The 23841-nt window shown below is 73.9% G+C and carries 26 protein-coding genes; 20 read left to right on the top strand and 6 right to left on the bottom strand.

The annotated features are described in order from the left end of the window. Positions 1–11: 11 nt before the first annotated feature. Entirely contained in the window at positions 12–659 is a 648-nt protein-coding gene (locus tag ANAE109_RS12720) for an inorganic diphosphatase (RefSeq protein WP_012097278.1), read from the top strand. A 76-nt stretch (positions 660–735) separates the two neighbouring features. Next, entirely contained in the window at positions 736–1227 is a 492-nt protein-coding gene (locus ANAE109_RS12715; RefSeq protein ID WP_012097277.1) for a DUF2721 domain-containing protein, read from the top strand. 69 nt (positions 1228–1296) lie between these two features. Here ANAE109_RS12715 and ANAE109_RS12710 read toward each other — a convergent pair whose 3' ends face one another. Continuing rightward, complete coding sequence (locus tag ANAE109_RS12710) at positions 1297–2178, bottom strand: C-GCAxxG-C-C family protein (protein WP_012097276.1); 882 nt, start codon at positions 2176–2178, stop codon at positions 1297–1299. 414 nt (positions 2179–2592) lie between these two features. On the opposite strand from ANAE109_RS12710, the gene ANAE109_RS12705 reads away from it, so the two are divergent. The 4 genes from ANAE109_RS12705 (at position 2593) to ANAE109_RS12690 (ending at position 6972) form a co-directional block, all read left to right on the top strand. Beyond that, positions 2593–2790, top strand: coding sequence for a zinc ribbon domain-containing protein (locus tag ANAE109_RS12705; RefSeq protein WP_012097275.1), 198 nt, complete (start codon positions 2593–2595; stop codon positions 2788–2790). Between the two features lie 103 nt (positions 2791–2893). Further along, the gene (locus tag ANAE109_RS12700; RefSeq protein WP_012097274.1) at positions 2894–4729 is read left to right on the top strand and encodes a GspE/PulE family protein; all 1836 of its coding nucleotides are present in this window, start codon (positions 2894–2896) and stop codon (positions 4727–4729) included. Next, on the top strand, positions 4726–6228 hold the full coding sequence (locus ANAE109_RS12695; RefSeq protein ID WP_012097273.1) for an AAA family ATPase: 1503 nt from the start codon (positions 4726–4728) through the stop codon (positions 6226–6228). The genes ANAE109_RS12700 and ANAE109_RS12695 overlap by 4 nt, the downstream gene beginning before the upstream one ends. 54 nt (positions 6229–6282) lie before the next feature. Then, on the top strand, positions 6283–6972 hold the full coding sequence (locus ANAE109_RS12690) for a GNAT family N-acetyltransferase (protein ID WP_012097272.1): 690 nt from the start codon (positions 6283–6285) through the stop codon (positions 6970–6972). On the opposite strand, the gene ANAE109_RS12685 is transcribed toward ANAE109_RS12690, so the two are convergent. From ANAE109_RS12685 to ANAE109_RS12665, 5 genes are all read right to left on the bottom strand, one after another. After that, positions 6872–7663 carry an inositol monophosphatase family protein gene (locus ANAE109_RS12685; RefSeq protein WP_012097271.1) on the bottom strand — a complete coding sequence of 264 codons (792 nt, stop codon included), beginning with the start codon at positions 7661–7663 and terminating at the stop codon, positions 6872–6874. The genes ANAE109_RS12690 and ANAE109_RS12685 overlap by 101 nt on opposite strands. Before the next feature lie 98 nt (positions 7664–7761). Further along, the gene (locus ANAE109_RS12680) at positions 7762–9294 is read right to left on the bottom strand and encodes an acetyl-CoA hydrolase/transferase family protein (protein ID WP_012097269.1); all 1533 of its coding nucleotides are present in this window, start codon (positions 9292–9294) and stop codon (positions 7762–7764) included. 131 nt (positions 9295–9425) lie between these two features. Then, entirely contained in the window at positions 9426–12035 is a 2610-nt protein-coding gene (locus ANAE109_RS12675) for a 1-acyl-sn-glycerol-3-phosphate acyltransferase (protein ID WP_012097268.1), read from the bottom strand. Positions 12036–12064: 29 nt separating this feature from the next. Continuing rightward, positions 12065–12814 carry a HEAT repeat domain-containing protein gene (locus tag ANAE109_RS12670; RefSeq protein ID WP_012097266.1) on the bottom strand — a complete coding sequence of 250 codons (750 nt, stop codon included), beginning with the start codon at positions 12812–12814 and terminating at the stop codon, positions 12065–12067. Between the two features lie 24 nt (positions 12815–12838). Next, positions 12839–13801 carry a DnaJ C-terminal domain-containing protein gene (locus ANAE109_RS12665; RefSeq protein WP_012097264.1) on the bottom strand — a complete coding sequence of 321 codons (963 nt, stop codon included), beginning with the start codon at positions 13799–13801 and terminating at the stop codon, positions 12839–12841. A 98-nt stretch (positions 13802–13899) separates the two neighbouring features. On the opposite strand from ANAE109_RS12665, the gene ANAE109_RS12660 reads away from it, so the two are divergent. The 14 genes from ANAE109_RS12660 (at position 13900) to ANAE109_RS12595 (ending at position 23836) form a co-directional block, all read left to right on the top strand. After that, complete coding sequence (locus ANAE109_RS12660) at positions 13900–14556, top strand: hypothetical protein (RefSeq protein ID WP_234945140.1); 657 nt, start codon at positions 13900–13902, stop codon at positions 14554–14556. A 2-nt stretch (positions 14557–14558) separates the two neighbouring features. Continuing rightward, positions 14559–15038 carry a ribosomal protein S18-alanine N-acetyltransferase gene (rimI, locus tag ANAE109_RS12655; protein WP_012097261.1) on the top strand — a complete coding sequence of 160 codons (480 nt, stop codon included), beginning with the start codon at positions 14559–14561 and terminating at the stop codon, positions 15036–15038. Between the two features lie 130 nt (positions 15039–15168). Then, complete coding sequence (locus ANAE109_RS12650) at positions 15169–16260, top strand: quinone-dependent dihydroorotate dehydrogenase (RefSeq protein ID WP_012097260.1); 1092 nt, start codon at positions 15169–15171, stop codon at positions 16258–16260. A 190-nt stretch (positions 16261–16450) separates the two neighbouring features. Beyond that, the gene (locus ANAE109_RS12645) at positions 16451–16912 is read left to right on the top strand and encodes a hypothetical protein (protein ID WP_012097259.1); all 462 of its coding nucleotides are present in this window, start codon (positions 16451–16453) and stop codon (positions 16910–16912) included. A gap of 2 nt (positions 16913–16914) precedes the next feature. Continuing rightward, positions 16915–17232, top strand: coding sequence for a phasin family protein (locus ANAE109_RS12640; protein WP_012097258.1), 318 nt, complete (start codon positions 16915–16917; stop codon positions 17230–17232). Beyond that, a complete protein-coding gene (locus tag ANAE109_RS12635; protein WP_012097257.1) occupies positions 17229–17933 on the top strand; it encodes a lytic transglycosylase domain-containing protein in 705 nt (234 codons plus the stop codon). Before ANAE109_RS12640 ends, ANAE109_RS12635 begins: the two co-directional genes overlap by 4 nt. 32 nt (positions 17934–17965) lie before the next feature. After that, entirely contained in the window at positions 17966–18598 is a 633-nt protein-coding gene (locus tag ANAE109_RS12630; protein ID WP_012097256.1) for a radical SAM protein, read from the top strand. A 98-nt stretch (positions 18599–18696) separates the two neighbouring features. Continuing rightward, positions 18697–19305, top strand: coding sequence for a hypothetical protein (locus ANAE109_RS12625; RefSeq protein WP_012097255.1), 609 nt, complete (start codon positions 18697–18699; stop codon positions 19303–19305). A 12-nt stretch (positions 19306–19317) separates the two neighbouring features. Next, a complete protein-coding gene (locus tag ANAE109_RS12620; RefSeq protein WP_012097254.1) occupies positions 19318–19800 on the top strand; it encodes a hypothetical protein in 483 nt (160 codons plus the stop codon). Then, complete coding sequence (locus ANAE109_RS12615; protein WP_012097253.1) at positions 19800–20558, top strand: tetratricopeptide repeat protein; 759 nt, start codon at positions 19800–19802, stop codon at positions 20556–20558. Before ANAE109_RS12620 ends, ANAE109_RS12615 begins: the two co-directional genes overlap by 1 nt. 3 nt (positions 20559–20561) lie before the next feature. After that, on the top strand, positions 20562–20990 hold the full coding sequence (locus ANAE109_RS23435) for a helix-turn-helix transcriptional regulator (protein WP_012097252.1): 429 nt from the start codon (positions 20562–20564) through the stop codon (positions 20988–20990). 55 nt (positions 20991–21045) lie between these two features. Next, entirely contained in the window at positions 21046–21816 is a 771-nt protein-coding gene (recO, locus tag ANAE109_RS12605; protein WP_012097251.1) for a DNA repair protein RecO, read from the top strand. A gap of 4 nt (positions 21817–21820) precedes the next feature. Continuing rightward, positions 21821–22771, top strand: coding sequence for a carbohydrate kinase family protein (locus ANAE109_RS12600; protein ID WP_012097250.1), 951 nt, complete (start codon positions 21821–21823; stop codon positions 22769–22771). A gap of 84 nt (positions 22772–22855) precedes the next feature. Then, entirely contained in the window at positions 22856–23836 is a 981-nt protein-coding gene (locus ANAE109_RS12595) for a glycine--tRNA ligase subunit alpha (protein WP_012097249.1), read from the top strand. Positions 23837–23841: the final 5 nt, after the last annotated feature.

The following is a 23841-nucleotide window of genomic DNA, read 5'->3' as shown; positions in this document are numbered from 1 at the left end:
AAGACGCACCCTTGGCCTACCATCCCTGGCACGACGTCGAGCTCCCCCGCTTCATCGAGGAGCCCATCCCGGCGATCATCGAGATCGCCACCGGCTCCAAGGTGAAGTACGAGCTCGACAAGAAGTCCGGCCTGCTCATCGTGGACCGGATCCTCTTCTCGGCCGTTCACTATCCGGCGAACTACGGGTTCGTGCCGCGCACCTACTGCGACGACGGCGATCCCCTCGACGTGCTCGTGCTCTGCCAGGAGGAGATCGTCCCGCTCGCCATCATGCGCGCCAAGATCATCGGCGTCATGAAGATGCGCGACGACAAGGGCGAGGACGACAAGCTCATCGCGGTGCACGCGGACGACCCGACCTACGCGGACTACACGGACGTGTCGGAGATCCCGAGCCACAAGCTGCGCGAGCTGAAGCGCTTCTTCGAGGACTACAAGGCGCTCGAGAACAAGAAGGTGCTCGTCTCCGAGCCCCAGGGCCGCTCGGAGGCGCTGCAGGTGCTGCGCGACGCGATCCGGCTCTACGATCAGGAGAAGGTGCGGCTGATCGGGGCGCCGCACGTGTCCGCCACCGCGCCGCAGCAGCCGCCGCCCCGCGCGAGCCGGGCGAAGCGCGGGTCGCGCAAGAGCACGCCCGCCAAGGCGCGCCGCCGCTGATGGACGGGCTGGGCGGGCGCCGGCCCGGCCGCCGCGACAGGCAGCCGCGCCCCGCCGCGGTTATGTGTACCGCCCCATGGAACACGCCCTCGAACACCTCGCCGCCGCGGTCACCCCCGCGGTGATGGTCTCCGCGTGCGGGCTCATCGCCCTCGGCCTCGACAACCAGATCGCCCGCATGTCCGGCCGGCTGCGCGAGCTCGCGCGCGAGTTCCGAGACGACGACGCGCCGGCGCGCCGGTCGGTGGTCGCCAGGCAGGTCCGCGTGCTGGAGCTCCGCCACCGGCTCTACTCGCGCGCGATCCTGCTGAACTACGGCGCGCTGTTCTCGTTCGTGCTCACCTCGTTGCTCTGGCTCGGGCAGGCGTACGTGGCGATCGGCCCCGCGGCGCCCATGGCCACCTTCGGCCTCGGCGTGGTGCTGATGGCCGGCATGGCGCTCTACGTGATGGCCTCCATCGCCCAGGCGCGCCGGACGGTCCGCGCGGAGGCGGCGGACATCCTCGGGCGGCGTCCGGAGGGGAGGGTGGCGTCTCCCCCTGATCCGGCGCGGGCCGGCGCGCGCTGAGACCTGGACGTGAAGAGGGCGGCGCTCCTGGCGCCGCCCTCCTGGTGCCGACGAGCCGGTGCTCGCTCGCTACGGGTGCGGGTACGTCGTGTGGCCGGGGTGGCAGCTGTTGCAGGACATCCCGGAAGCGACGCTCGGGCCGACCGCGGCCGAGTCCTTCGAGTGGCAGCCCCCGCACCCCTTCGACGCGTCGTCGAGCGGGGTCGCGGTGAACGTCTCGCCGGCGAGGTACGCGTTCAGGAGCTCGGCGGTCTTGCCCGCGACGTCGGCGCTCAGGCGGGCGCAGCGGGCGAGCTTGTCCGGGCTCGTCGCGGCCACCCCGTTCGCGGCGCACCAGGTGGTCACGGACGCGTGGCAGAGGTGCGACCCGGGGACGACCTTCAGGGTCGGGTTCGTGTCGTCGAAGGCGATGGTCGTCTTGCCCTGCTCGGCGGCGTCGATCGCGTTCGGGACGAACTCGGGAAACGCATAGCGCTCGTACCAGCGCATGAGCTCGACGATGAGCGGGTTCCGGGCCGCCGGCGCCGGCGCCGCGGGATCCTCGACGACCATGTTGATGATCAGCGCGCCGCCGAGGGCCGCACCGCAGATCGAGCCGTAGCTCGCGATCCCGCCGGCCCCGAACTTGCCGAACCCGAGCGGCAGGAGGGTGAACGGCGCGCCCGCGCGCTGGAGGTCTCCGAGCAGCGCGCTGTACGCTGCGTGGCAGCAGCCGCCGTTGTAGTAGGCGTGGTAGGCGGCCTCCTTGACGGCGGCGACGTCCAGCCGGAAGTCCGCGGCGAGATGCTTCTTGTACGGGAAGTCCGCGACCTGCGGCCCTTCCTGCGGCTGCGGCTGGGGCTGAGGATCCGAGTCGTCGCTGCCGCACGCGAGCGATCCGATCGCAACGGCGCCGCCGAGGGCGAGGCCCGCGCGGCCGAGCAGGTTTCTGCGGGTGAGTTCCTTCTTCACGATTGGGCTCCCTGGGTATGCCGAAGAATTGGCCACGAAGAGCAATGAACGATGCTCGAACGCGACCATAGCTCCGCCGTGCGGCGTTAAGTCAACTTCGCGAACCGCACATTCGGAACCGTCCGAAATCAAAGACGAATATGGCGTTTCGCCGCGTTCGGCGTTAACCCCGCGAAATGCGTGCGGCGCGACAAATTGACGCCTGTAATTGGAGGTGAGAAATGCCGGACGGATTGCGGCGTGGCGTCGCAGTCGCCAGCCGGCCAGGCGTGCGCGACGCGGCGAAGCGTCGCGGGTGAGCGGGATACCGCGGCGGGTGGTCGCAGTAGCCCTGGAAGAGGGGCCTCCCCCGCGTCGCTGTCGGGGTGTCGGCGAGGGCGAATCCTTTTCGCGCGGCGCGTCTCCCACCGCGCGATGCCGATCTACGAGTACGCCTGCACGAGGTGCGAGAAGCAGTTCGAGGAGCTCATCGTCCGCCGCTCGGACGAGGCCGACGTGAAGTGCCCGGCCTGCGGAGGCGCCGAGGTGTCCCGGCGGATGTCGCGGCCGGCGGCGACGCGAGGCGGGGCGAGCGGAGGCGGCGCACCGCCCGCGTGCGGCCCCGTGGGTTGAGGCATCTGAGCCTCGTCGCCCGGTCGGGCGACCCGCACCTACATACGTCCCGGATTCCGCGAACTTCTGAGCGCAGGGACGCCGCGGTACACTCGCGCGCGCCGTGCCCAGGACCTATCACGCGACCGACTACACCCTCGAATTCGTGGCGGATCTCCTCGCGCGCCAGGGGATCCTCACCGACGACGCCAAGCGCACCGCCTTCGCCCGCGAGAACGTGCAGCGCGCCCGGCTGCTGCGCGACCACGCCTCGCGCGCGGGAGGCCGAGGGTTACGCCGGGCGGAGCTCTCGCCCATCGAGGTGCTCGCCTCGTTCGGCTTCACCGACGCCCGCCAGGAGTCCGAGGTCGTCGACGAGGACAAGGCGACGCAGGCGGTGGCGCAGGCGGTAGGGGTCCCCTACCGCAAGATCGATCCCCTCAAGCTCGACGCGCAGCTCATCACGCGCACGCTGTCGCGTCCGTTCGCGCGGCGTCACGGGGTGCTCCCGCTCGAGCGGCGCAACGGGGCGCTGGTCGTCGCCGCGGCGAACCCCTTCGACCGCGAGCTGTTCGAGAACCTGCGCGGCCTCACCGGCGCGGAGATCGAGCCGGTCCTCTCGTCGCCCGCCGACATCCACCGCGCCATCGCCGAGGTCTACGGGTTCCGCCAGCAGATCTCCGAGGCGCGCACCCAGCTCGAGCAGAGCGACGCCGCCCCGGACGTCGCGAACCTCGAGCAGTTCGTGAACCTCTCCGGGATCGAGGCGCTCGAGGCGTCCTCCGAGCCGGTGATCGCGGCCGTGGAGTACCTCCTCCACTACGCGTTCGAGCAGCGGGCGAGCGACATCCACCTCGAGCCCCGGCGGGAGGAGTCGATCATCCGCATGCGGATCGACGGCGTCCTCCACCCGGTCCACCGCATCCCCAAGGCCGTCCACGGCGCGATCGCCAACCGGTTCAAGATCATGAGCCGGCTCGACATCGCGATGAGGCGCCCGCAGGACGGGCGCATCCGCACCGCGCGCGGGGACGCGGAGATGGAGCTGCGCGTCTCCACGATGCCGACCACCTTCGGCGACAAGGTCGTGGTCCGCGTGCTCGACCCGACCGTCCTCGTGCGCGACCTCTCCGAGCTGGGCTTCCTCCCGGACGAGCGCGACGCGCTCGAGCGCTGGCTGGTGCGGCCGCACGGGCTCGTGGTGGTGACGGGGCCGACCGGCAGCGGCAAGACGACCACCCTCTACTCCGCGCTCCAGGCGCTCGCCTCGCCCGAGGTGAACGTCGTGACCATCGAGGACCCCATCGAGATGGTGCACGAGGAGTTCAACCAGATCGCGGCGAACGCGAGGACGGGCACCGGCTTCGCGGAGGCCCTCCGCCACGTGCTGCGGCAGGACCCGGACGTGATCATGGTCGGCGAGATCCGCGACGGCGAGACGGCCGCCCAGGCGGTCCAGGCGGCGCTGACCGGACACATGGTGCTCACCACCCTGCACACGAACGACACGGTGAGCGCGGTCGCCCGGCTGCGCGACCTCGGCGTGCCGAGCTTCCTCGTCGCGGCGACCCTGACCGGCGTCGTCGCGCAGCGGCTCGTCCGCCAGGTGTGCCCGTCCTGCGCAGCCGACGTGCCGCTGACGGCGGACGAGATCCACGCGCTCTCCGTGCCGCACCCGGAGGACCACGCGGGCCAGCTCCTCGGGCGCCGGGGGCAGGGCTGCGCGAAGTGCCGGTTCACCGGCTTCTACGGACGCACCGGCATCTTCGAGGTGCTGCCGGTGAACGCCCGGCTCCGCCACCTCGTCGCCGAGGGCGCCACGCCCGAGGTGCTCGCGCGCACGGCGCGGCAGGACGGGCTCCGCTCGCTCCGCGATCACGCGGTGCGCAAGATCGCCTCCGGAGTGACCTCCTTCGAGGAGGCGTTCCGCGCCACCGCCGACGCGGAGGCCAGCGCGTGAGCGCCATCGCCCAGGAGATCGCGGAGCTGTGGTCGGCCGGGACGCCGCTCCTCTACGTCGTCACGGCCGAGGAGGAGCGGGCGGTGGCGGTCTGCGAGGCCGCGGCGGCGGGCTTCGGCGCGCGGGCCGCGGTCTGGTCGAGCGCGCGCGGCCTCGACGGGCTGGCGCCCGGCGCGAAGGACCCGGCCGCGCTGCTCGACGCCCTCGCGCGGGCCCCCGCGCCCGTGCTGGTCGTCGCGCTCGACTTTCACGAGGCGCTCCGCGATCCGCTGACGGTGCGGCGCGTCCGCGACCTCCTCCCGCGGCTCGCCGCCGAGGGGCGCTGCCTCGCCGTCGTGGCGCCCCGCCTGGTGGTCCCGGACGGCCTCGCCGCCGACGTCGCGGTGCTCCGTCTCCCGCTGCCGGACGACGGCGAGCTCGCCGCGCTCCTGGAGGCGGTCCAGGCGGGGCTCGCGCACCCGGCCCCCGCCGCGGCGCTCGCGCCGGAGGTCCGGCACCGGGCCCTGGTCGCGGCGCGCGGCCTCTCGGAGGGGCAGGCGCGGCGTGCGTTCACCCGGGCGCTCCGGCGCGACGCGGCGCTCGGCCCTTCCGGCCAGGCGATCATCGCGGGCGAGAAGAAGCGGCTCCTCTCGCGCGACCTCGGCCTCGAGCTCGTGGACAGCACGGAGGGGCCCGCCGATCTCGGCGGGTTGCCGGGCTTCAAGGCGTGGATGGAGGAGCGGGCGCTGGCCTTCGATCCCGACGCCTCGCGCTTCGGCCTGCCGCCCCCGCGCGGCGTGCTGCTCGTGGGGGTGCAGGGCTGCGGCAAGTCGCTCGCGGCGAAGGCCGCCTCGGCGCGCCTCGGCGTCCCCATCCTCCGGCTCGACCTGCCGCGGGTCCTGGGGGCGAGCGCCGCCGCGGAGGAGCGGCTCGCCCTCGCCCTGGAGGCCGCCGAGGCGCTCGCGCCGGTGGCGCTCTGGGTGGACGAGATCGAGAAGGGGTTCGCGGGCAGCGCGCCCGGCGACGGGGGCGACCCGCGCGCGGCCCGGCTGCTCGGCGCGTTCTCCACCTGGCTCCAGGAGCGGCGCGGCCCGGTGTTCGTGGTCGCGACCGCCAACGACGTCACGCGGCTCCCCCCGGAGCTCTTGCGGCGCGGCCGCTTCGACGAGCTGTTCTTCGTGGACCTCCCCGACCTCGAGGCCCGCCGGGAGATCCTCGCGCTGCACCTCCGGCGGCGCGGGCGCGACCCCGAGAAGGTGGACGTCCACGCCATCGCCGAGCTGTGCTCCGAGTACTCCGGCGCCGAGCTCGAGCAGGTGGTGGTGGGCGCGCTGCACCGGGCCTACGCGCTCGGGCGCGACGTGGAGTCGGGCGACCTCCGGCGCGTGGCGCAGGACCTGGTGCCCCTGTTCCGCACCTACGAGGAGCAGATCAAGGGGCTGCGCGAGTGGGCGCGCGGTCGCGCGCGCGTGGCGGGGCGCACCGGCGCCGTGGTCGACCTCTTCCGCCGGGCGCAGTGACCGACGGCCGTGGTTCCGGCGGCGAGCGGGCGCCCGGTCCGCTAGAGAGCGGGGATGCCGCGCACCCGCGCTCCGCGCACGCCTCCTCCCCCCGCGCTCGACGTCCGTCCGCTCACGCCCGAGCGCTTCCCCGAGCTCGAGCGGCTCTTCGGCCCGCGCGGCGCGTGCGCCGGGTGCTGGTGCATGTGGTGGCGCCTCTCGCGGGCCGAGTTCGTGGCGGGCAAGGGGGAGGGGAACCGCGCCGCCCTGAGGGCGTACGTGCACGGCGGAGGAGTCCCGGGGCTCGTCGCCTACGAGGGCGAGGTCCCCGTCGGCTGGGTGGCGGTGGAGCCGCGCGCCGCGTACCCGCGGCTGGCGCGCTCGAGGAGCCTCGCGCCGGTGGACGATCGCCCCGTCTGGTCGATCACCTGCTTCTTCGTGGCGCGCGGTCACCGCGGTCGCGGCGTGACGCGGGCGCTCGTCGAGGCGGCCGCCTCGCACGCGCGCGCGAGCGGCGCGCCGGCCCTGGAGGCGTACCCCGTGGACTCGAGCGCGCGGCTCGGGGACGCGTTCCTCTACACCGGCGCGGCCTCCACCTTCGCGGCGCTCGGGTTCGAGGAGGTGGCGCGCCGCAGCCCGACGCGGCCGGTGATGCGGCTCCTGCTCAGCGGCCGGCGAGCGCCCGGAGCACGTGATCGTGCACGAGGCCGTTCGAGAGGACGCAGCTCCCGGAGGCGGGGGTCGGGCGCCCCTCGAGGTCGGTGAACCTGCCGCCCGCCTCCTCCGCGAGCACCGGCAGCGGCCCGAGATCCCAGAGCTGCACGCCCGCCTCGACCCACGCCTCCGCCTTCCCCTGCAGGACCAGCGCGGCGCCGGCGAGGTCGCCGTAGCAGCGCGCGCACTGCGCGCTCGTGGCGAGCGCCGCCACGCGCTCGAGCAGCGGCGGCCGGAAGAGCACGTGCGGCTCGCCCAGCGAGAGCGTCGCGTCCTCCCAGGCGGCGATCCTCGACACCGCGAGCCGCAGCGGCGCTCCTTCCCCGCTCCGCAGCCAGGCGCCCCGGCCGCGGGCGGCCCAGTAGGTCTCCCCGAGCGCCGGCAGCGCCATCGCCCCCGCGACGACGGCCCCCTCGTGCTCGAGCGCCACGAGCGGGCCCCAGAACCCGCGCCCGCGCGTGAACCCCTTGGTCCCGTCGAGCGGATCGACGATCCAGCGCGTGGCGGCGGCCCCGGCGTGGGCCCCGGTCTCCTCGCCGAGGAAGCCGTGATCGGGGAAGGCGGCGCGGACCACCGCCAGGATGGCGGCCTCCGACTCCCGGTCCGCCGCCGTGACGGGGGTGCGATCGGGCTTCACCTCGACGCGCACGCCGCGCCGGAAGTGGGCGAGGCTCGCGGCGGTGGCCGCCTCCACCGCGCGGCGGGCGGTCTCCAGGGCGAGGTCCAGGTCGAGGTCGGGCATGGCGGGAGATTAGGCCGGGGGAGGGCGAGCCGCGGGCGAAAAAAAAGAGCGGCGGCCCCGGGGGACCGCCGCTCGGCAGCAGGCGTGGAAGCGGAGCGCTACTTCTTGGGACGCATGTCGCCGGTCTTGAGGTACCGGTTGTGGAAGCCGAAGGCCTCCTCGAACATGTGCGGCGAGTGCTTCCCGGCGCTCGGGTTCGCGAGCGAGCGCTTCAGGTAGTCGTTGAGCAGCGGACGGTAGTCCGGGTGCGCGCACTTCTCGATGATCTCCTTCGCCTTCTGCTTCGGGCTCTTCCCGCGCAGGTCGGCGAAGCCGTACTCGGTGACGATGCCGCTCACGTCGTGCTCGGTGTGGTCGATGTGCGTGGCGAACGGCACGATCGCGGAGATGGCGCCGTTCTTCGCGACCGAGGGCGACATGAAGATCGTGTAGGCGGAGTTGCGGGCGAAGTCACCCGAGCCGCCGATGCCGTTCTCGATGCCCTTGCCCACGATGTGCGTCGAGTTCACGTGGCCGTAGATGTCGGCCTCGACGAACCCGTTCATCGCGATGCAGCCCAGCCGGCGGATGACCTCCGGGTGGTTCGAGACGTCCTGCGGGCGCAGGATGATCTGCTTGCGGTAGCGCTCGATGTTCTTGTTGAAGCGCTCCTGGCCGGCCGGGGAGACCGAGAACGCCGTCGCCGAGGCGATGCGGAGCTTGCCGGAGTCGAGCAGGTCGAGCATGCCGTCCTGGATGACCTCGGTGTAGCTCGTCATGTTCTCGAAGTGGCCCTCGTTCAGGCCGACGAGCACGGCGTTCGCGATGTTGCCCACGCCGGACTGCAGCGGCGTGAGGCTCTTCGGGAGCCGGCCGCCCTTCACCTCGCCGTCGAGGAAGTCGAGGATGTGCTGGGCGATGCGCTTGTGATCGGCCTCGGGCGCCTTGAAGGGCGCGTTGCGGTCCGGGTAGTTCGACATCACCACCGCGGCGACCTTCGAGACGTCGATCTTGCAGTACGGCGAGCCGACGCGGTCGTCCGCCTTGAGGACCGGGATGGGGCCGCGCTCACCGTGCTGGCCGGGGACGGAGAAGACGTCGTGCATCCCCTCGAGCCGCTCGTCCTGCCACTCGCACACCTCGAGGATGATCTTGTCCGCCACCTCGAGGTACGCGGTGTTCGCGCCGACGGAGGACGAGAAGATGACCGAGCCGTCCTCGCGGATCTTGGTGACCTCGATGAGGGCGAAGTCGATCTTGTTGTCCGGGCGGCCGTAGTAGCCGTACCGGACGAGCGACCCCGCGTGGCTGAGGTGCATGTCCTGGTACTCGATGACGCCCGCGTTGAACTTCTCGCGCATGACGGCGTCGCCGTTGTACGGGAAGCGGAAGGCGACCGACTCCGTGAGCCCCATCACCTGGTCGAGCTCGGGGCCCGTGGAGGCGCCGGTGAGCAGGTTCACCTTGAACGGCTTGCCCTTGAGGCGCTCGTCGACGGCGCGCTTCGCGAGCGCGATCGGGACGGCCTTGGGGTAGCCGGCGCCGGTGAAGCCGCTCGCCCCGACGACGGCGCCGTTCGGGATCATGGCTGCTGCGGCCTCGGCGGACATCACCTTCGCCTTCAGGCCCTTGTGCTGGATGCGGTCCGACATTCGATCAGCCTCCTGGGTATCGTCCGTTCACGGGGACGAGGCTCGGTACGACTCCGGGTGCGGCAAAAGCTGCGCGGTGGAGGCGAAGGTTACCGCGGAGGATGTGGGTAGGGAAGAGACCCTGGCCCAAATCACCCGGCAGAATGCCGAGTTATTCCGTCCACGATCACGCGCAGCGAGGCGCCGTCCGGCTCCGCCAGGCGAACTTTGCCTTCGGTCTCCAGGATGACACCCTGCGTCATCAGCCAGTCGAACGCATTCTCGAGCGTCGCCTTCGAGAGCGATTCGCGCAGCTGGATCTGCCCGGAGAGGAAGGCCGCGCGTCCGCGCTCCAGCGCCTCGCGGACGAGGGCGCGACGGTCGGCCGCCGCGGCGGGACCGCCCTCGGAGGGCCTCAGGACCGCGAGCGCGGTGGTCGCGGCCAGGTGATAGGCCTCCAGGTAGGCCCTCAGGAGCTCGGCGAGGAAGTGGAGCAGGTCCGGGGCGACCCCCGGGCGGACGCGGTCGTCCTCGCGCACCACCGCGCCGATCCGGACGAGGAAGGCGAGGTTCTGCTGGAACACCTCGTCCGGAGCCGCGCCGACCCGGTACATGAACTCGAGCTTGAAGAGCCGCGAGAGCCAGAGCGCGCGGCTTCGGACGACGAGGAGCGGTTCCCCGGCGGCGTCGGCCCGCTGGACCGCGGCCGCCAGGATCGCCGGCGCGACGAAGCGGTGGATGACGGCGTTGCGGTGGTAGTCGAGCACCGGCCGCTTCTCGTCGGGGACGAGGTAGATGGTGTCCCCAGCGGCGACCTCGATGCGCACGGTGCCCGCGAGCGCGAGCCCGCGCACCGCGTCGGCGACCGCCCCCGGCTGGCGCGGGTCGGCGGGTGAGCTCGCGAGGTCCCGCCCGAGCCGCGCGCCACCCTCCACCGCGAGGCCGCGGAGCAGCTCGACGCGGCTCGCCAGCTCCGCGGCCGTCATGCCGCGCCGGCCGTGCGAGAGGAGGGCCGCCGCCACCAGGCCGACGGGCGTGACGGTGACCGCCCGGCTGATGCCGTAGGCGATCTGGTTCGTGACCGCCTGGACGAGGGCTCGCTTCCCGTCCGCGCGGGACCCGTGCCGTCCGGGCGCGGCCGGTCCCGCGAGGTGCTCGGCCTCGCCGCCCCACGCCTCGTCGACCGCGAGCGAGGCGGCGCCCTCGCCGAGCCGCTCCGAGGCGATCCGGCGGAGGGAGATCGGCTCCTCGAACTGCACGTAGAGCCGCTCGTACTGCCGGAAGAGCACGGTCGCGGCGCCGAGCAGCCCGCGCAGGCTCTCCTTCCTCTTCTCGGCGCCGGAGAGCTCGCGCAGGTAGCTCGACGCCTCGATGAGCTTCTCGTAGTCGATGGCGACCGGGACGAACAGCACGTCGTCCGCCGCGCCGTCGAGCCAGGCGTCCACCTCCATCGAGACGAGGCCGCTCTTCGGCGGGAGGAGCTTGCCCGTGCGGCTGCGCCCGCCCTCCACGTAGAACTCCTGCGGGAAGCGATCGCGCAGGAGGTGCTTCACGTAGGCGCGCAGCACGGCCGTGTAGATCCGGTCGCCCTTCACCTTGCGGCGGATGAAGAACGCGCCCCCTCGCCGGGCGAGCTGCCCGAACGGCCAGAAGGCCAGGTTGATGCCGGCCGCGACGTGCGGCGGCGTCATGCCGTGCTCGTACAGGAGCCACGACACCACGAGGTAGTCGACGTGGCTCTTGTGGCTCGGGCAGAGCACCACCGGCGCCTCCGCGGCGGCGCGCTTCAGGCGGGCGAGCCCCGCCTCGTCCACCTCCACGCTGCGGTACAGCCGTCCGAACATCCACCCCAGCACCCCGCGCAGGAAGCCGACGAACGCGGGGTCGAAGCGGCTCGCGATCTCCTTCAGGTCCTTCTCCGCCTCGGCGACGAGCGCGGCCGCGGGGCGGCCGGTCTCCGCGGCGACCGCCGCGATGGCGCCGCGCAGGGTGCGGTCCCGCAGGACCTTCTCGCGCACTCGGGAGGGCGCCTTGAGCGGCGGCCCGACCGCGGTGCGGAACTCGCGCGCCAGGTGCTGGTGGAGGACGCCGCGGATCTTGCGCGCGGCGAGCGCGTCCGGGTCGCCCGGGCGCTCACGCAGGCGGGCCTGCAGGTCCATCGGCCGGCCCACGTCGAAGATGGCGCGCCGGAAGTTGCGGAGGAAGGCGATCGCGTTGGCGAAGGCGCTCGGCGCCTCGGGCGAGCCGTACAGCACGTCCCACAGGGACGGCTTCAGCTTCTGCGCGCGCCGGCTCCAGACGAGCAGCACCGGGATCAGGAACACCGGCTGAAAGAGGTCGCGCTGCATCCGCACGAGCGGGGCGAACGGGTCCTTCTCCGGACGGCGTCCGAGGAAGACCAGGCTCGCGTCGCCCGACGCGACGGCGTCCTCGAACGCGCGCCGGGTCCGGCGCACGCGCGCGACCCAGCCGAAGAACCCGTGGAACCCCTGCGCCGCGCGGAGGGTGGGCAGCCCGAGCCGGCGCAGGAACCAGCGCAGGTACAGGAAGTTGAGCAGGCCCGGCGAGCGCATCACGAACACCAGGCTGCCCCGCGCGGCGAGCGCCTGGAGCTCGGCGGCGGCGTCGCGAGGGACGCGCACCGGCTCGAACCAGCGCGACAGCAGCGAGCGCTGGGGCTCGGGCGCGGGCGCGGCGGGTGGAGGCGAGGCGGGCGAGGGGCCGGGGGCCTGCCCGCCGGAAGATGACTCCTGTGCGTCCACGGCGGGAGTGTAACGCCTCGGACGAGGGCTCAGCCGCGCTTCTTCACGCGCCCTTCGCGGTCGAGGAAGAACGGCTCCACGAGCAGGGCCTCGACGCTGGGGCGGTGGCCCTTCACGTCGGCGCCGAGCTGCGCGAGCGCCTCCAGCACCTCGCCGCGCACCCGGGCGTTGTCGCGATCGCGCAGCAGGAGCTGGATGAGGCCGTCCCGGCCGGCCTCGCCGGGGGCGAGGCGCGCGATGGCCCGGGTCGCGCTGATGCGGACGTCGTCGGAGAAGTCCTCGAGGAGCGGCAGGAGCGCCCCTTCGAGCTCGCCGCTCGTCGCGCCCGCGTGGTGCTCGACGAGCCAGGTGAGCAGGACGAGCTTCTTCTCGGGATCGCGGCTGTACTCGCGCCCGAGCCGGGCGAGCTCACGCACGACGATCTCGAAGAGGCGCGCCGGCGGCACGATGTCGGCGAGCGCCCGCAGCCCCCAGGCGATCCCGGACTCCTGCTCGCGGACGAACGCCTCGAGCGGCCCGGCCGCCGCCTCCCGCGCCTCGACGAGGAGCCGGCGCGTCGTCTCCTTCTCCTCGTCGTCGGTGATCCCGGGCTCGGAGCGGACCGTGAACCGCAGGCAGAGGGTCGAGAGCGCGGCGGGCGTGGCCATCTCCCCGAGCTGCTGGATGGCCTTCTGCCGGTTCTCGGGCGGCCCGTAGCGCTCCGTCACGCGCTTCGCGAGCTTCTTCAGCGCGCCGCGCTCACGCTCCTCCTTCGAGCCGAACAGATCGAAAAGTCCCATCCCTAGCCTCCGTGGCCGGAGGTTCTACAACGAGATGCCCGCCCGCGGATCCTCCTCGTACAGGGCCTCGAGCGACTCGACGGCCTTGCCCAGCGCCTCGGAGCCCTTCGGGAGCACGAGCTGCACCACCGCGTAGAGGTCGCCACGCGGCCCGCCGCGGAGGTCCGGGAGCCCCTTGCCGCGCAGGCGGAGCTGCGTCCCGCTCTGCGCGCCCGCCGGGACGCGGAGCCGCACCGCGCCCTCGAACGTGGGGAGCGTCACCTCGGCACCCCGCACCGCCTCCGGCACGGTGACGGGCAGGTCGAGGTAGAGGTCCTTGCCGTCCCGCCTCACCCGCGGGTGCTCGCGGAGCCTCACCTTCAGGTACAGGTCTCCCGCCGGCCCGCCGTGCGCGCCGGCGCCGCCCTGTCCGGCGAGCCGGATCTGCGAGCCGTCCGCCACGCCGGGCGGGATCTTCACCCGCAGCGTGCGCCCGTCCACGCGCAGATCGCGCTCGCCGCCGAGCACGGCCTCGCGAAGAGAGACCTCGATCTCCGCCTCCGCGCTCACGCCGGACGAAGGGATGGGCCCGCGGCGCACGCGCCCGCGAGGGCCCGGCGCGCCGCCGAAGAGATCGCCGAAGATCGAGCCGAAGTCGAAGGCGCCGTAGTCGCCGACGTTGACGGTGCGGAAGTCGCCGAAGTCGAAGGGCATCCCGCCCGAGGGGGAGCCGTGGCTCTTCCAGCGGCGGTACTCCTCCGCCCGCTTCTCGTCGAAGCCGGTGCGGAGCGCGTCGGCGCCGAACTCGTCGTACAGCTTCCGCCGCTTGGCGTCGGAGAGCACCTCGAACGCGGCGGTGACCTCCTTGAACTTCTCCTCCGCCGCCTTGTCCCCGGGGTTCACGTCCGGGTGGTACTTCTTCGCGAGCCGCCGGTACGCCTTCTTGATCTCCTCGCCTGTCGCGCTCCTCGGGACGCCGAGGATCTCGTAGAGGTCGTGCTGGGGCACGGAGGGAAACGTAACGCATCGGGAGGGTCCGTCAACGCGCCTTCCCGGACCGGGCGCGGCGTCGCGCCGCCCCGCGTGCTCGCACTACAATGGGGACCATGGTCTCGCTCCTCGCCGCGACGCTGCTCGCCGCCGCTCCCCCCGCGACCGCGCCGCGCGTCGTGGAGGAGGTCGTGGCCGTGGTGCGCAACCCGCCCGGCGCGCCGCCCCGGCTGATCACCCTGACCAAGCTCGAGGAGGAGGCGCGCGTCGCGCTCGTCTCCCGCGGCGCCGCGGCCGCCGCGACGCAGCCCCTCGACGCGGAGGCGCTCCGGGCGGCGCTCGACTGGCTGCTCGATCAGATGCTCCTCTCCGACGACGCCGCGCGCCTGGGGCTCGACCAGATCGAGCGCGAGGCGGTGGAGGCCGCCGCCGCGCGGTTCCGCGCGCAGCTCGGCTCGGCGGAGGCCTACGCGCGCTTCCTGGCGGCGTCGGAGCTCACGGACGAGGAGCTGCTCGCCACGCTCGCCCGGATGGTGCGGGTCGAGCGGTACGTGCAGAGCCGCGTCGGCCGCGGGGCGCGGGTGGGGGACGAGGAGATCGATCGCTGGCTCGCGGCGAACGGCGCCGCCGAGGCGCCCGCCCCGGCGCGCGCCGCCGCGCGTGCCCAGCTCGAGGAGGAGCGCGCGCGGGCCGAGGTCCACGAGCTGGTGGCGGAGCTGCGCGGCCGCGCCGACGTCCGCGTCCTCGACTCGCTCCGGAAGGAAGGGCCGTAGCGGTGCGCCGTCCCGCGCCCCCCCTCGCCGAGCTCGAGTTCCGCCGCATGCGGCCGGAGGACCTCGATCGCGTCGAGGACATCGAGCGCGCCGGCTTCCGCCATCCGTGGTCGCGCGACCTGCTCGCCCGCGAGCTCGGGCACGCGTGGTCCCACATCCTCCTCGCGGTCCAGCGCGACGCGGAGGTCGAGGAGCGCGTCCTCGGGTACGTCGTGTTCTGGCTCGTCCACGACGAGGTGCACATCCTCAACATCGCGACGGCGCTGGAGGCGCGGCGCGCGGGCGTCGGGCGCGCGCTCATGGTCGAGGCGCACGTCGCCGGGAAGGCGCGCGGCGCGACGGTGGCCACGCTCGAGGTGCGGCGCTCCAACCTGCCCGCGCTCGAGCTGTACCGCTCCCTGGGCTACCGCCAGGTGGGGATCCGGCCGAACTACTATCAAGAGGAGGGAGAGGACGCGATCGTCATGCTGCTGGAGCTGTGAACCGGCGCGGCCGCTCATCCCGAGCCTTCGACTCCGCGGCCTCCGGCCTCTACGCTCAGGACAGGCGAAGCCGAGGGACGCCCGAACGCCCTCGCATCCTCGCCCGCCATCCGGTATCTCTCGGGCCCCGATGATCTGGCCCGCCCTGCGCTGGACCCTGTTCCACCTCGACCCCGAGCGCGCCCACCGCCTCGCGCACGGCGCGCTGCACCGCGTGCCGCCGGGGCTGGCGCGGCTGCGCCGTCCCGCGGTGCCGCCGGAGCTCCGCGTCTCCTGCCTCGGGCTCGACTTCGACGGCCCCATCGGCCTCGCCGCCGGCTTCGACAAGGGCGACGCCTCGATCGCGGGGCTCTTCGCCCTCGGCTTCTCGCACGTGGAGATCGGGACCATCACCCCGCGGCCGCAGGCCGGCAACGAGCCGCCGCGGCTGTTCCGCCTCGTCGAGCACCGCGCCCTCGTCAACCGGATGGGCTTCAACAACGCCGGGGCCGAGGTGTGCGCGCGCCGCCTCGCCGGCGTCCCCGCCACGGCGCGGATGGGCCCGGTGGGCGTCAACGTCGGGAAGAACAAGACGACGCCCAACGAGGACGCGGCGGCGGACTACCTCGCCTGCATCGACCGGCTCCACCCGTACGCCGATTACCTCGTCGTGAACATCTCGTCGCCGAACACCCCGGGGCTGCGCCAGCTCCAGGAGCGCGACCAGCTCGACGCGCTGCTGCGCGCCTGCGCGGGGAGGCTCCGCGAGCGGGCGCCGGGCAAGCCGCTCCTCGTGAAGCTCGCCCCCGACCTCTCCCCGACCGCGCTCGACGAGGCGGTGGACGTGGCGATCGACGCCGGGGTGTCCGGCATCGTCGCGACGAACACGACCCTTTCGCGGGCGGGGGTCGAGCGTCACCCACGCGCCCGTGAGGCCGGCGGGCTCTCGGGAGCGCCGCTCGAGGCACTCGCCACGAGCGTGGTGCGGCGCTGCTACATCCGCGCGGCGGGTCGGGTGCCCATCGTCGGGTGCGGCGGCGTGATGAACGCGGAGGGCGCCTACGCCAAGATCCGCGCTGGCGCGACGCTCGTGCAGGTCTACACCGGCCTCGTCTACGGCGGGCCGGGGTTCGTGCGGCGCCTGAACGACGGCCTCGCGAGGCTGCTCGCCCGCGACGGCTTCCGCACCGTCGCCGAGGCGGTGGGCGCCGACGTCGAGACGGCCGAGCGGGCAGGCGTCTGACCCATCCCTAGGTGAGGTGCCGACCCGCCGGGGGCAATTTCCCCTGGCCGGAGAGGTGCCACACATGTAGGGTCCGTCGCCCTGAAGCACCGCTGGGTCGTTTGACGTGTGCTGACGCGACGCGTTACCTGTGGTCGGCGCCGGGGGTCGAGATCCCCTTCGAATACACCGCCGCCCCCAGGAGGATGACATGGCCGAGGCACAGAAGACTGACAACGGAAAGCTCAAGGTCCCGGAGTTCCTGCGAGAGCCGCTCGTCGCTGCGCAGGCGCGCTTCGAGCTCATCGAGGAGGAGGCACAGCGGGTGCTGAAGGACCTGGTGGACCGCGGGCGTGCGAGCCGGAAGGACATCGAGGAGATCGTTCACCGCCTGTCGCGTCAGGACTTCTCGCTGCCGGAGGTGAGGCAGCGCCTCGAGCGGCTGCGCGATCAGGGCGCCGAGCGCGCCGCCGGGTGGCGCGACCGGGCCGAGACGTTCCGGTCGGACGCGCTGGAGCGAATGCTCGAGCTGCAGGCGCGCGCGGTCCAGTTCCTCGGGGTCGCGACGCGCGAGGAGGTCCAGGAGCTCTCGCGCGAGCTCGAGAAGCTCGCGCGGCGGTTCGAGAAGGGCGCGCGCCGGCCGAAGCGGGCGAAGCCGGGGGAGGGGGCGTAGCCATGGCGGACCTGCAGGAGATCTTCAGGGACGCCTGGTCGCACGCGCTCGCCGGCGTGAACGCCGCCGAGCAGGAGGCGGAGAAGGTCCTCACGCGCATCGGGTTCTCGCCGGAGGACGTCCGGCGGCACGCGCGGGACTTCGGCGAGCGGCTCGCCACGCAGCGGCGCGAGGTCGAGCGGACCCTCGACGAGGCGGTCCGCCGCGCGACGAGCCGCTTCCGCGTGCCCTCCCGCGAGGACCTCGAGGCCCTCGAGAAGCGGCTCGAGGCCATCTCGGAGCGCGTCGAGGCGCTGGCCAGGGAGAAGAACGCGCAGTGACGCCGCCGCGCCTCCACGGGCTCGCCGGAGCCGCCGTCGCCGTCGCCTTCGTGGCGTCGGCGGTCGCGTTCCCGGGCGAGCTCTCGGAGGAGGCGCGCCAGCTGGCGCCGGCCGAGCTCGGACCGGCGGCGAGCCTGGTGGACGCCGCCGGCGGCGCGCTGCCCGCCGTCGCCCGCATCGAGAGGCAGCTCGGGCGCCGGATGCCGGCGCTCGCGGAAGCCCGCCGGCAGGCGCTCGCGCGCACCATCGTCGCGGAGGCCCAGGCCGCGCGCATCGACCCGCTCCTCGTCCTCGCGCTCATCCAGGTCGAGTCCTCCTTCGACCCGCAGGCGATCTCCGGCGCCGGGGCGCGCGGCCTCATGCAGCTCCGCGAGCCCACCCTGAGGCGCGAGCTCGAGCGCGCCGGCCTCCTGCACCTCGATCTCCACGATCCCGCCGCCAACGTGGTGGCGGGCGTCCGCTACCTCCGGCGCCTGCTCGACGCGTTCGGGCGAGAGGAGGTCGCGCTCATGGCCTACAACGCCGGCCCGAACCGCATCCTCGGCTACCTGCGCGACGGCGCGATCCCGGAGCGCTTCCACGCGTACCCCCGCCGCGTGCAGGCCGTGCACCGCAAGCTCCGCCGCGGCGCGGGCACGCCTCCCTCCGCGCTGGCGGTCGCGCGCGCGCCGGTGGCGGCGCCCTCGGGCCCGGCTCCGTGACAGCGGGGCGTCCGAACGGTTAAGACCCGCCGATGCGGGTCACCGAGATCTTCTTCAGCCTCCAGGGGGAGGGGACGCGCGCGGGGCGCCCCTGCGTGTTCGTGCGGTTCACCGGCTGCGACCTGCGCTGCGGCTACTGCGACTCCGCCTACGCCTTCCACGGCGGCCGTGAGCTCACGCGCGCCGAGATCCTGGCCGAGATCGCGCGTCACCCGGCGAAGCTCGTGTGCCTCACCGGAGGCGAGCCGATGCTGCAGCGGGAGCTGCCCGAGCTCGCCCGCGAGCTCGTGGCCCGCGGGCACGAGGTGACCGTCGAGACGCATGGGCAGCGACCCCTCGACGCGCTCCCGCCGGAGACGATCCGCATCGTGGACGTGAAGACGCCCGGCTCCCGCGAGGAGGCGAAGGACCTCGCCTACCTCGACGGCCTGCGGCCGCAGGACGAGGTGAAGTTCGTCGTGTGCTCGGAGCCGGACTACCGCTGGTCCGTGGACGTCGTGCGCCGCCACCGGCTGGAGGGGCGGGCGCACCTCCTCTTCTCGCCCGCCTGGGGCGAGGTCGAGCCGCGGGAGCTCGCGCGCTGGATCCTCCGGGACGGCCTCGACGCGCGGCTCTCGCTGCAGATCCACAAGGTGATCTGGGGCCCCGACGCGCGCGGCGTGTGACGGCGCCCTGCCGCTCGTGCGAGCGGGTGGCGCCATCCGCCGCGAAATCGGCCGTGTTCTTGACCTCCGAGGCGGGCCGGGGCTAAGCAAGTCGACGGATGCGCCCCCTCGCCCTCGCGCTCGTCGCGGCCGCGCTCGCGGCGCCGGTGCCCGCTGCCGCCGGCCCGTCGATCACGCTGAACGGCGTCGCGATCGACGGCGCGACGAGCCAGCGCATCGAGAACGCGACCGTCGTCATCGACGCGCAGGGGAACGTCCACATCGAGGCGCGGGGCTACGCCGTGCACGCGGCCGGCGAGCGATCCGCCGCGCCGCCCGCCGACGGGGTGACCGGCGCGGCCGCGCCCGCGGCGCTCACCCGCCGCTACTTCCTCGCGACGGAGCACGCGGCGCCCGGCACCCAGTACGACCTCGCCATCTTCATCAACGCTCAGTGGATCCGGGAGGTGAAGGCGAGCGAGCCGCAGGTGGTGATGGAGATCACGCGCTACCTCCGCCCCGGGCAGAACAAGCTCGTCCTCGCCCCGACGAAGCGGGTCCAGGGCGAGCGGCTCTCGACGTCCCCCCAGGTCGCGCTGAAGGTCGTCGTCGGCGAGGGGAACGTCGGCGGCGACCACGTGATGATCGACAACCCGCTCGTGGAGATGACGCGCACCGCGGCGGACGTCGAGGACCGCGCCGAGGAGCACGTCCTCGTGGCGCGCTGAACCGGAGGCCGCGTGTTCACCCCCGAGCCGAGCCTCACCTGGCTGCACACGACGCGCGACCAGGTCGTCGCGATCGTCGAGAGCATCAACCAGCCGCAGGTCTCCATCCCGGGCAAGCCCGCGCAGGCGGTCTCGGGGCACCTCTGCGGGCTGCGCAACCCGAACGGCTCGTTCTCGATCTACGCGGTCCTTCACCTCCCGCGCTCTGGCGAGAACGTGATCTACCTGCCCGACCGGCGACAGCTCACCACCGTCGACGAGTACCGCGCGGTCGAGGTGGAGGGGCTGCAGTTCCTCGAGTCGATGGGGTTCATGCTCGACAACCTGAACTTCCGGAACCTCGCGCCGGAGGCCCAGGAGCAGGTGCTCCGCCGCGTCCCGCTCTTCTCCCCGCCGCGCGCGTCCGGCGCCGCCCCCGCCCCCGCGGCCGGCGCGCCGGGTGCGGCCGCCGCTCCCGACGCGGCCCGGCTCGCCCGCCTGCTCGCCTCCTTCTGATGACCCGCTCGATCGCCCGCACGCTCCTCCTCGTGGCCGCGGCCGCCCTCGGCTGCGCCCACCGCCCGAGCGCGAAGGAGCGGCGCGCGGCCGAGATCCACCACGACCTCGCCGTGGAGGCGTTCCGCGCCGGACGCGCCCCCGACGCGCTGCGCGAGTACGACGCCGCGCTCGCCATCGACGGACGGCTCGCCGAGGCGCACCGCGGCCGCGGCCTCGTCCTCGACTTCGCCTTCGCCCGGATCGACGAGGCGGAGCGCGCCTACCGCCGCGCGCTCGAGCTGCGGCCGGAGTACCCCGAGGCCCACAACGACCTGGGGCAGCTCCTCGCCAGGACCGGGCGGCACGAGGAGGCGCTGCGCGAGTTCGACCTCGCCCTCGGCGACATGACGTACCGGGAGCCGTACGTCGCCCGCTGCAACAAGGGGCTGGCGCTGTGGCGCATGGGGCGCCGGGAGGAGGGCCACGCGGAGCTCCGCGCCTGCCTCTCCCTCGCGCCGTCCTTCTGCAAGGGGCGCCGCGAGCTCGGGCGCATCCTCCTCGACGAGGGGAAGATGGCCGAGGGCATCACCGAGCTCGCCGCCTACGCGCGGAGCTGCGAGAAGGTCCCGGACGCGCACCTCCAGCTCGGCCTCGCGCGGATGCGGGCCGGCGACGTCCCGGGCGCGCGCGAGTCGTTCGAGCGCTGCGCCGAGCTCGCCCCGCAAGGCGGGGAGGGCGACGAGTGCCGCCGCAGCCTCTCCCTGCTCGTCGAGTGAACCGTGACCGAGCCCCGCGACCCTTCCGCCCCGCCCCCCGGGCTCGCCGGCGAGCCCCCCGAGCCGGGCGCCACTCCCGAGGAGCGGCTCGCCGCGTTCGCCCGGTGGCTGACGCGCGAGCGCGAGCTGCGCGGCCTCTCGCGCGACGAGGTGACCCGCGCGACGAAGCTCGCGCCGGGCGTGGTGGAGGCGCTCGAGTCGGGCGAGGAGGCCCGGATGCCGCCGCGCGCGTACGTCGTCGGGTATCTCCGCAGCTACGCCACCGCGGTGGGCCTCGACGCGAACGAGGTGGTGCTCCGCTACGAGGAGGTCGCCGCGACCTCCGAGCCGGGCGCCGGCGCCGCCGCGCGAGGGGTGCCGGCGGCGGCGTGGGTGGCGATCGCGGCCGCGCTGGCGGCGGCCCTCGCGGCGGCGATCGCGCTGCTGCGTTGAGAGCCGCCGGCGGCCTGCCCTGGCGCCTGGCCCGGCGAGCGGCTACCGTCCCGGCGTGACCGAACGCCTGAAGCTCACCGGCCTCGTCCTGCGCGCCGTGGACTACGGCGAGTCGGACCGGGTCGTGACGCTCCTCACCCGCGAGCGGGGCAAGGTGTCGGGCTTCGCGCGCGGCGCGCGCGCCTCGCGACGGCGCTTCGGCGGTGCGCTCGAGCCGTTCACGCTGCTCGTCGCGGAGGCCCGCGAGCGCCCCGGCTCGGACATGCTCGGGCTGGAGTCGGTCTCCGTCCTGCGCGCGCACGGGGGGATCCGCGGCGAGCTCGCGCGCATCGCGTGCGCGGGGTACGCGGCCGAGCTCTCGCGCGAGCTCGTGCGCGATCACGAGCCGCACGCCGAGCTCCTGGCGCTGCTCCTCGAGTACCTCGGCGCGCTCGACGCCGGGCCGGCGCGGCCGGAGGGGCTCCGTGCCTTCGAGCTCGGGGCGCTGCGCGCCGCCGGGCTCATGCCGCGCGTCGACGCGTGCGTCGCCTGCGGCGGCGCGCTCGGCCCCGAGGGCCGCGTGCGCTTCGATCCGGGGCAGGGTGGGGTGCTCTGCCCGCCGTGCGCGCCCGCCGCCGCGCCCGGCGCGCCGTGGGTGTCGATCGCCGCGGCCTCCGCCCTGGCGCGCCTCCAGGCGGAGGGGCTCGCCGGCGCGTCCGCCGCGCTCCCTCCCTCGGTCGGGCGCGAGGCGCGCGACGCCCTCGCGGCGTTCCTCGAGCACCACCTGGGCCGGCGCCTGGCGGCGCGCCGGTTCCTGGACGAGGTCGGGCCGCTGCTCGGGGACTGACGCCATGCGCGCGGAGCTGGACGTCGTCTGCCTGGGCGAGGCCCTCGTGGACCTGCTGCCGGACCGGCGCGGCCGCCTGGAGGACTGCGACCGCTTCGAGGCCTGCCCGGGCGGTGCGCCGGCGAACGTCGCGACGGGGCTCGCGCGGCTCGGCGCGCGCGTCGCCTTCCGCGGCGTGCTCGGCGACGATCCGTTCGGGCGGCTCCTCATCCGCAAGCTGGAGGCGGAGGGCGTCCGCTGCGCGTTCCGGCTCACGGCCGAGCGGCCGACTGGCATGTGGTTCGTCGCGCTCGACGAGCGCGGCGAGCGGAGCTTCTTCTCGCCGAACGCCCGCTTCTCGGCGGACAAGCTCCTGCACCCCGGCGACGTGGACCGCGCGCTCCTCGCGCGCGCCGCGTGGCTTCACGTGGGCTCCTCCGCGCACGTGCTCCCCGAGGCCCAGGCCGCGCTGCGCGAGGCGGTCGCCGCCGCGCGCGCCCTGGGGACGTGCGTCTCGTTCGACCCGAACGTGCGCGCGCACCTCTGGGACGACCTCGGCGCGCTCCGCCGGCTCTGCGCGGACGTGCTCCCCCTCTGCACCCTGGTGAAGGTGTCGGCGGACGAGGCCGAGGTGGTGACCGGGGAGGCGGATCCGGAGCGGGCGGCGGCGCGGCTCGCGTCGCTGGGGGTGCCTCTCGCCTGCGTGACGCTCGCGGAGCGAGGCGCGCTCGTGCGGCGCGGCGACGAGCGCTTCCTCGTCCCGGCCGATCCGGTGGAGGTGGTGGACACCACGGGGGCGGGGGACGCGTTCGTGGCCGGGCTGCTCGCCGCGATCGTCGCCCGCGGGGGCGTCGAGGGGATCCCGCGCGCCGAGCTCCACCGGGCGGTGGCCTTCGCGAACCGCGTCGCCGGGCGCGTCTGCACCCGCCTCGGCGCGGTCGCCGGGCTCCCCCGAGCCGGCGATGTTTCGGTTTGACATCCGCACCCTTACGGCCCTACCGTCGCCCGCTCCGGAGACGGGGCCGCCGCGCGGACGCGCGCCGGTCGAGGAGGCGCGCGCGTGTACTTCCAGGACCTCATCTTGAAGCTCCAGACCTACTGGGCGGGCCGCAACTGCATCCTCGCCCAGGGGTACGATCAGGAGGTCGGGGCCGGCACGATGAACCCGGCCACCTTCCTGCGCGTGCTCGGCCCCGAGCCCTGGAACGTGGCGTACGTCGAGCCCTCGCGGCGCCCCGCGGACGGCCGGTTCGGCGAGAACCCGAACCGCCTGTACCAGCACCACCAGTTCCAGGTGATCCTGAAGCCCAACCCCCCGGACGTGCAGGAGATCTACCTCGGGTCGCTGAAGGCGATCGGGATCGATCCCCTCGAGCACGACATCCGCTTCGTGGAGGACGACTGGGAGAGCCCGACGCTCGGCGCCTGGGGCCTCGGCTGGGAGGTGTGGTGCGACGGGATGGAGATCACCCAGTACACCTACTTCCAGCAGGCGGGCGGGTTCGAGGTGAAGCCGGTCGCGGCGGAGCTCACCTACGGCCTCGAGCGCATCGCCATGTACCTGCAGGACGTCGAGAACGTGTTCGACGTGGAGTGGGTGAAGGGCGTGCGCTACCGCGAGGTCTTCCACCGGAACGAGGTGGAGATGAGCGAGTACTCGTTCCGCGCCTCGGATCCGAAGATGCTCTTCGGGCTGTTCGACACCTACGAGGCGGAGTGCAAGCGGCTCCTCGCGGCCGGGCTCCCGCTGCCGGCCTACGACTACTGCCTGAAGTGCTCGCACAGCTTCAACAACCTCGACGCGCGCGGCGCCATCAGCGTGACGGAGCGTGCGGCGTACATCGGCCGGGTCCGCGCGCTCGCCCACGAGTGCGCGAAGGGCTACCTCGACTCCCGCGAGGCGCTCGGGTTCCCGCTGCTGCCGCCCGCGGAGCGGAAGAAGGCGGTCGAGGCGGCGCGGGTCGCGCGCGAGGCGCGCGTCGTTCGACAGGCTCAGGGTGAGCGGCCTCGCGCGCAGGACGACCGCGCGCGGCAGGCCTGACGGTC

Source organism: Anaeromyxobacter sp. Fw109-5 (genome assembly GCF_000017505.1).
Classification (GTDB): Bacteria; Myxococcota; Myxococcia; order Myxococcales; family Anaeromyxobacteraceae; genus Anaeromyxobacter.
The sequence above is the reverse complement of the archived record's forward strand: the minus strand, read 5'-3'. Positions and strand labels throughout refer to the sequence as shown.

Coding starts and splice junctions, on each gene's coding strand:
- ANAE109_RS12715 (WP_012097277.1), top strand. CDS start 736: ATGGAACACGCCCTCGAACACCTCGCCGCCGCGGTCACCCCCGCGGTG.
- ANAE109_RS12705 (WP_012097275.1), top strand. CDS start 2,593: ATGCCGATCTACGAGTACGCCTGCACGAGGTGCGAGAAGCAGTTCGAG.
- ANAE109_RS12690 (WP_012097272.1), top strand. CDS start 6,283: ATGCCGCGCACCCGCGCTCCGCGCACGCCTCCTCCCCCCGCGCTCGAC.
- ANAE109_RS12685 (WP_012097271.1), bottom strand. CDS start 7,663: ATGCCCGACCTCGACCTGGACCTCGCCCTGGAGACCGCCCGCCGCGCG.
- ANAE109_RS12680 (WP_012097269.1), bottom strand. CDS start 9,294: ATGTCGGACCGCATCCAGCACAAGGGCCTGAAGGCGAAGGTGATGTCC.
- ANAE109_RS12670 (WP_012097266.1), bottom strand. CDS start 12,814: ATGGGACTTTTCGATCTGTTCGGCTCGAAGGAGGAGCGTGAGCGCGGC.
- ANAE109_RS12660 (WP_234945140.1), top strand. CDS start 13,900: ATGGTCTCGCTCCTCGCCGCGACGCTGCTCGCCGCCGCTCCCCCCGCG.
- ANAE109_RS12650 (WP_012097260.1), top strand. CDS start 15,169: ATGATCTGGCCCGCCCTGCGCTGGACCCTGTTCCACCTCGACCCCGAG.
- ANAE109_RS12645 (WP_012097259.1), top strand. CDS start 16,451: ATGGCCGAGGCACAGAAGACTGACAACGGAAAGCTCAAGGTCCCGGAG.
- ANAE109_RS12640 (WP_012097258.1), top strand. CDS start 16,915: ATGGCGGACCTGCAGGAGATCTTCAGGGACGCCTGGTCGCACGCGCTC.
- ANAE109_RS12630 (WP_012097256.1), top strand. CDS start 17,966: ATGCGGGTCACCGAGATCTTCTTCAGCCTCCAGGGGGAGGGGACGCGC.
- ANAE109_RS12625 (WP_012097255.1), top strand. CDS start 18,697: ATGCGCCCCCTCGCCCTCGCGCTCGTCGCGGCCGCGCTCGCGGCGCCG.
- ANAE109_RS12615 (WP_012097253.1), top strand. CDS start 19,800: ATGACCCGCTCGATCGCCCGCACGCTCCTCCTCGTGGCCGCGGCCGCC.
- ANAE109_RS12600 (WP_012097250.1), top strand. CDS start 21,821: ATGCGCGCGGAGCTGGACGTCGTCTGCCTGGGCGAGGCCCTCGTGGAC.